This is a genomic window from Bacteroidota bacterium (assembly GCA_030706565.1).
Taxonomy (GTDB): domain Bacteria; phylum Bacteroidota; class Bacteroidia; order Bacteroidales; family JAUZOH01; genus JAUZOH01.
Genome location: JAUZOH010000193.1, coordinates 1 through 7,411 on the forward strand (window position 1 = coordinate 1; position 7,411 = coordinate 7,411).

4 protein-coding genes are annotated in these 7,411 nt (G+C 41.4%); all 4 read right to left on the minus strand.

Going from position 1 to position 7,411, the window contains the following annotated elements; translation table 11 throughout:
• On the minus strand, nucleotides 1-957 hold a 957-nt coding region (locus tag Q8907_10440; protein MDP4274685.1), incomplete at its 3' end, for a PAS domain S-box protein.
• 558 nt (nucleotides 958-1,515) lie between these two features.
• A complete protein-coding gene (locus Q8907_10445; protein MDP4274686.1) occupies nucleotides 1,516-2,199 on the minus strand; it encodes an FkbM family methyltransferase in 684 nt (227 codons plus the stop codon).
• A 674-nt stretch (nucleotides 2,200-2,873) separates the two neighbouring features.
• Nucleotides 2,874-4,634 carry an NADH-dependent [FeFe] hydrogenase, group A6 gene (locus Q8907_10450; GenBank protein MDP4274687.1) on the minus strand — a complete coding sequence of 587 codons (1,761 nt, stop codon included), beginning with the start codon at nucleotides 4,632-4,634 and terminating at the stop codon, nucleotides 2,874-2,876.
• The coding region (locus Q8907_10455) for an FAD-dependent oxidoreductase (GenBank protein MDP4274688.1) at nucleotides 4,612-7,411 on the minus strand (2,800 nt) is incomplete at its 5' end. The genes Q8907_10450 and Q8907_10455, both read right to left, overlap by 23 nt.

The following is a 7,411-nucleotide window of genomic DNA, read 5'->3' on the forward strand; positions in this document are numbered from 1 at the left end:
AAGCATTTCCTGTTCCGTATATCCAAATATTTTGCAGGCAGCCGGATTAGCAGATAATAATAAGCCATCAGGGGTTGCAAGGATAATGGCATCCATGCTGGAATTGAAAAGGAGACGATATTGTTCCTGAATTTCCCTTAAGGCTTTTTCAGCGAACTTGCGTTCGGTTATATCATCAATAGTTGAAATAAAGTAAAGCGCACGGCCTTCGTTATCCCTTTGTAAATAGGAGGTTACATTGGCCCAGATAATAGCTCCATTTTTATGAATGTATCTTTTTTCCCAGTTTGCTATGGGTATTTCTCCTTTTTGAAGGGATTGAATGATGTTTGCATTTTTCTGAATATCTTCAGAAGGGATAATATCCATCCATTTTTTTAGTTTCAATTCCTCCTGGGCATAGCCAATCATAGTACAGAATGATTTATTGCCATGTTCGTATCCGTCGAGCATGGTCATGGTCTTGCCCAAGGGGGAATTTTCAAAAAGATTACGGAATTTTATTTCGCTTTCTATCAATGCCTCTTCTGCATGCTTACGTTGCGTTATATCCTTGAATGAAGTAATAACTTTATTGATATCGGGTGCAACGGAAACAGACATCAGGATATGTCTTATTTTATTGTCTTTATTGTATATTTTGAATTCGTATTCTGAAGGTGCATTATCAGGATTTGCAATGCGTTGACGGTTATACCTTTTTATGCATTCAAGATCTTCGGGGGGCAGATGTTGGGCCCAGCTATTCCCTAAGACATCTTCCCAGGTACAATCAAACATCTTACAAAAAGCCTTATTAACCATGGTAATGGACATGTCCTGTTGGCTTAACGCTATTGCTGAAGGATTGCAGTCAAATAAATCATGAAATATTTTAATATTCTCCGGCTGAATTTCTTTACCATTTTTTAGTTCTATGGAATATTCAGAAGAAGTCAATGCAGCTTTTTTTCCCATTTCCAATATTCATTTATAGGGTTACTCAATATCCGCCAATGACGGGGAATAGCTATTCCATTAAAGCATATAATTTTATGCTTTAAATCTAATTAAAAAACTGAGAAATGACTTTTAATTGAATTTATTTTTAAATGGATTTTACAAAAAGTCAAAATCTTTTTGGTATAAAATGCCGGGTAATTAGATGGTATTGGAAACAGGTGGCGTTGAAAAATAAAAGGCCAATAGGAATAAGAGGACCTTTTATGAAATAAAATCCAGAAGATGATATTTCCGGCGGAGTTTTGGCCTGTGAAGGAAAAAATTGGAAATAATACAAATCCGGTTTTTTCTATAGCTTACTTCTTCTCTTAGGCTTTTTGCCCGGATTTAAATGCCGTATAAAAATCAGAAAATTTGAAAGAGGAAAATGAGATAAATTTTAATAAAATCCTCTGTTTTAAAAAACAGAGGATTTTTTGATGGTAAATTTTTTTTTCAATAAAATTAAATTTTATGTTAAACTTTTATTATAAGTTTTTTTACAACTCAATTCCGAAAATCCGGATAATCCTATTATTGTTTTTTTAGTATTTTTTCCTGCTTATGAATGTTGATTTTTAGATTCCTGAGTAATAATTGTATTTTTTCTAAAAAAGAAATTTTAAAAATTCCATTTTTAATATATATGCTGTCACTTTCATCTTTATACCATATCATGTAATCATTTGATTTCATCCATTTCTCTATTTCGAGGATATTGGGATTGGTATAATACTTACCATGAGTTTCAATGGAAATGACATTGGGACGGCTAATCATGTGCTTGATCACATACCATTCTGCCCCTTCAATATCAACACTAACTAAATCAAAATCACCTTGATCAATTTCAGAAAAAACGATAGAATTTGCAATAAATTTTTCCCCGTCTTTTTTATAGTGGTCATTAATGATCGCAGGAGAGGATTTAAGTTCACTGATAAAGGAGGATGCTCCTTTTTTACAAAGTTCAATTTTCCCGTCAAAATCGAAGACTGCTGCTTCAATGATCTTTACATTTTTCTTTTCGGAGAAAAAGGAACGAATATTTTTAACATATTCGGGATTTGCCTCAATCAGTGTGGTTTTAATGTCCTCTTTAATAAAATTTAAGAGATTGGATTCCTGGGGTAAGTATACCCCGACTTCGCAAATATTTTCAGGATGGTAATCCTTAGACTTTAGTTTTTTATAAAGTCTGATAGCTCCTTTATTCATAATGTATTAAAAAATTTAGGTTATAAATTAGTTGAATATATAAATTTGAAAATGATGCAATACTTAGAATTGTAAAGGTTTAATTAAATTGTTTTTTTATTATTAAAACATTAACTTTTTGACCTGCACATATATAACATTTATTTTTATTGGCTTTAAAATTGTAATTAATATTCTATAAATCCAATATTTTAACAAAAATATATTTAACATTTAGAATATGAGACTGATTTATACTGCTAAAGCTATTGAATTTTATGATTTATACCGTCAACATTATTTAGGGAGAAAGTGAATTTAAAAAAAAATGAAAGGTAACTTGCATTTATACAATGATTTATATATATACCGATTCTGAATTTCATTTCCGTGTAGCCAATTGTTAACAGACTTGTTGATTAACAATCTGTTGATATGATTTCCTTCAATAAAATTTGATCATAAAAAAGAAAAATTTGTTCTTGCCTCCATTTTTGAAATGATCAACATATTAAATTCCTATATAATGTTTTATCTTAAAAAGTTCTTGCCCTAAATTTATTTAAGTAGCTAATAATCTTGTAATTATAAGTAGTAGTTGTTTGTGGCCTGAAAGGTTTCTGTTGAAAATAACAAAGGCTGCGGATTCATGCCGCAGCCTAAGTTCAGCGCTATGCAAAATATATAACATGTACCTAATAGCCACGCGGAATATAATGGGTATGCAGGAGATGATGCGACAACTCGCCCAGTGGTTTATCCAGAAAATCAGTATAAAGATTCAAAATGTCCGGATTTTCATGAGATTTACGTATGCCTTTATATAAATCTTCGATATAAAGGGATTCGGCTCTTTTCATTCTGCTTTCCAGGGTGCTGGGAATAGGCTGGCCACCTCCGCCCAGGCAGCCGCCCGGGCAAGTCATTACTTCAATGAAGGCGTATGGTGACTGGCCTCTTTCTATTTGTGCCAATAATTGCCTGGCATTTTTCAACGTATGAGCTACGGCCACTTTTATTTTTGTTCCGTCCAGGTCAACGTCGGCCGATTTAATGCCATCCATTCCACGGACCGCTTCGAATTCAAGTCTTGGCAAGGGCCTGCCGGTATAAAGCTCGTAAGCTGTTCTTAAGGCTGCTTCCATCACTCCGCCGGTAGCGCCAAATATCGTCCCTGCCCCGGTAGAGGTACCCAAGGGATGGTCAAAGTCTTCTTCCTTTAAATTGGCAAAATCTATACCTGCCTCTTTAAACATTCTAGCCAATTCGCGGGTGGTAATGGCATAATCCACATCAGGGAAATTGTCACTGTTGCGCAGGAGCATGCTGCCTTTCCAATATTCAAATGCCGCATTCATTTCGGGACGGCGTGCTTCAAATTTCTTTGCTGTGCAGGGCATAACCGAAACCACCACCATCTTTCTGGGATTAATATTGTTCTTTTCTGCATAATAAGTTTTGGCTATGGCCCCGAACATTTGCTGGGGTGATTTGCAGGTGGACAAGTGTCCCAGCAACATGGGGTAGAAGTGTTCGATAAATTTGATCCATCCGGGTGAGCAGGAGGTAATCATTGGCAAGGTACCACCATTTTTTATCCGTTGAAGCAATTCGTTCCCTTCTTCAATGATGGTCAGGTCGGCAGCGAACTGGGTATCAAATACCTTATCAAATCCCAGTCTTCGTAATCCTGCAGCCATTTTGCCCGTTACCAGGCTGCCGGCCGGCATGCTCATTGCTTCACCTATGCCTACCCTTATGGCCGGAGCGGTTTGAACCACTACCATTTTCAATGGATCATTTAAGGCTTTCCAGACCTCATTCACATGGCTTTTTTCCGTGATAGCACCTGTGGGACACACCAGTGCACATTGTCCACAGTTCATGCAGGCTACATTTCCCAATCCGGATTCAAGGAAGGTCCCGATATGGCTGTATGTTCCGCGGCCATAAAAGTCAATGGCATTTACGGTTTGCATCTCACGGCAAACTGCTACGCAGCGTCCGCAAAGTATACATTTTTCAGCATCACGTATGATGGATGGAGATGAATCGTCGATCATTTTTTTCTCCGGCCTTATGCGGGCAAAACGTTTGTCGCTGATGCCCAAATCAAGGCTTATTTTTTGCAGTTCACAGTTCTGGTTTCTTTCACAATAGAAACAGTCTGCAGGGTGGTTGGCCAGCAACAGTTCAATATTAACCCGCCGGGCTTCCTGTATCCTCGGATTGTTGGTGATGATTTCCATCCCTTCCCTGACTTGTGTAACGCAGGCCCTGGCAAGGCTTCTGGCTCCTTTTACTTCAACCACGCATATAGCACAGGATGCATTATGCGATATATCCTTCATGGAACATAAAGAGGGGATTTTTATTCCCTGTTGCCGGCAGGCATCCATGAGGGTCGTCTTTTCTTCTACCTCAACGGGTATATTATCGATTGTGATATTCATCATCGTTCTTTTTTTCTTGTGTGTTACTGGAATATTTAATGTCGCAGCGTAAGCATCTCTGAACTTCTTTCAAGGCCTGTTCGCCGGTATAACCGCGGGTAACTTCCTGGAAATTTCCCCTGCGCTGTTCGAAGGGTATCTTCTCAGTGGTAATGGTCAAGGTTTCCATTGTATTGACAGGAATTTCGTTTTTGTAATCGAATTTTCTGAACAATCGAGGGAACCTGTTTTCTCCCATCAGGGCCTGGTCTATTGCCTCTGCAGCTTTTTTGGCCATCCCCATGGCTTCGGCAGCCGTCGAAGGACCGGAAACTGCATCTCCCCCGGCATAGATTTGGGGATTGGTGGTCTGATAGGTGAAGGCATTTACTTGTATGCGGCCGTCAAGGCTGGAGTCTATATTGTTGTTCCTGAAATAATCAGAATCAACGCGTTCTCCAATAGCCAGTATCACTGTATCGCAGGGTATTTCGTCAAAGTGGCCGGTTGGTACAGGCCTGAAACGGCCGGATTCGTCAATGTTGCCACGGCCCATTTCGGCTACACGCAATGCTTTTACATAACCCGATTTATCCGATAGTATGGCGTTGGGGGCCTTCATGAACTGATAACTGACGCCTTCATTTTGGGCCTCTGTAATTTCGCTGCGGTTAGCAGGCATATCCGCTTTATCGCGCCGGTAAACAAGGGTAACTTCCTTCCCCATTCGCCATACGCTTCGTGCTACATCAATAGCAACGTTTCCTGCCCCGACCACCACGACACTTTCGCCTGTCTGAGGATATTTGTTCTGGGCAAGTTTCTTCAGGAAATCTGTCCCCGCATATACCCCCTTGGTATTTGACCCTTCAATTTTTACCTCCAGGTCTTTTCCTGCACCAATAGCAATGTAGATGGCATTATAATCTTCCTCCAGATTTTGGATGGGGATATCCGTTCCTATTTTGGTGTTGAATACAAATTTCACGCCCAGTTTTTTGATAAAAGCCACTTCTTTAGCCAGGATTTCCTTAGGCAGCCTATATTGAGGGATACCGAAACGGGCAACGCCACCAGCTTCAGGAAGGGCATCGTAAATGGTTACGGCATGTCCCAGGCGGACCAGGTAGAAAGCAGCTGTCAGTCCGGCAGGGCCGGCACCGACAATGGCAATGTTTTTACCCGTTGAAGGAAGCTTCTCTTTAATCAGCCTTTTGTAAATTTCCTGTTCCTTGCCCAGTTTATAGATGGTATCAGCCAGATAGCGGTGAATTTCGCCCTGGGAAACGGCTTTGTCCACCATTTCGCGCCGGCAGCGCATCTGGCAGTGAAAATGGCAGATGCGGCCAATGGTTCCGGGAAGAGGATTGTCGCGCAGAGTAAGTTCAAAAGCTTCTTCAAGGCGTTCCTCTTTAATTAGTTCAATATATCCGGGTATATTCATGTGTAACGGGCAGCTGTTTTCGCAAAGTGCAATAAATAGTGCCTCGCAAACGCCCGAATGGCAACGCTTTTCTTCAATATGTTCCAGGTATTCCTGCCTGAAATACTGGAGGGTAGTAAGAATAGGATTAGGGGCTGTCTGGCCCAGTCCGCATAAGGCCGTATCCCTGATTACCCGGGTCAGGGTTTCGAGTGTGGCCAGATCCTCATGAGTTCCTTCACCCAGGCAGATCTTGTTAAGAATATGCAGTGCCTGTGCAAGCCCCTCACGGCAGGGGGTGCATTTTCCGCATGATTCCTTGGAACTGAATTCCAAAAAGTAACGGGCTACATCTACCATACAATTATCCTGGTCCATGACCACCATCCCTCCGGAACCCATGATGGCACCAAGTTTTGTCAGTGACTCATAATCAACCGGGGTATTGAAAAGCCTGAGCGGGATGCAGCCCCCCGAAGGGCCACCGGCCTGTACGGCTTTTACTCTTTTGCTGGTGCCAGTTCCTCCTCCAATCTGAAATACCATTTTCTCAAGGGGTGAACCTAAGGGCAGTTCCACCAGTCCGGTATTTTTCACTTTCCCGACCAGGGAGAACACCTTGGTGCCCGGGCTTTTTTCTGTTCCGGTCTGCGTATACCATTGACTGCCTTTACCGATAATAACCGGGACATTGCACCAGGTTTCTACATTATTTATATTGGTCGGGTATCCATAAAGCCCTTTTTCTGCAGGATAGGGAGGGCGGGGCATAGGCCTGCCAGCTTTCCCTTCAATCGAGGCTATTAAGGCAGTTTCTTCACCGCAAACAAATGCACCGGCTCCTTCAACCACATTCAGGTTGAAGGAAAAGCCGCTTTCCAAAATATTATCGCCCAATATGCCGGTATCATAAGCCTGCTGAATGGCGAGTTTTAACCTTTCAACAGCCAGGGGATATTCGGCCCTGACATAAGCAATCCCTTCATGGGCACCCATAGCATACGCACCTATGATCATTCCTTCAATGAGCATGTGCGGGTCGCTTTCAATTTCGTTGCGGTTCATATAGGCTCCGGGATCACCTTCGTCGGCATTGCAAATTATATATTTCTTTTCGGCTGTCGAGCGTTGCATGATGGCCCATTTCGTTGCAGTGGGGAAACCTGCGCCTCCCCGCCCGCGTAATTTTGCATCCTTTACTTCATTGAGCACCTCTTCCGGCTTCATCTGGCTTAATGCCTTGGCCAGAGACTGATAGCCGCCTATGGCAATGTAATCGGTAATTGATTCGGGATTAATAAGTCCGGCATCATGGAGCACGATTTTTTTCTGACCGCTGAAAAAGGGAATTTCATTCCAGAGTGGAAATTCTGTATAA

Coding starts and splice junctions, on each gene's coding strand:
- Q8907_10445 (MDP4274686.1), bottom strand. CDS start 2,199: ATGAATAAAGGAGCTATCAGACTTTATAAAAAACTAAAGTCTAAGGAT.
- Q8907_10450 (MDP4274687.1), bottom strand. CDS start 4,634: ATGATGAATATCACAATCGATAATATACCCGTTGAGGTAGAAGAAAAG.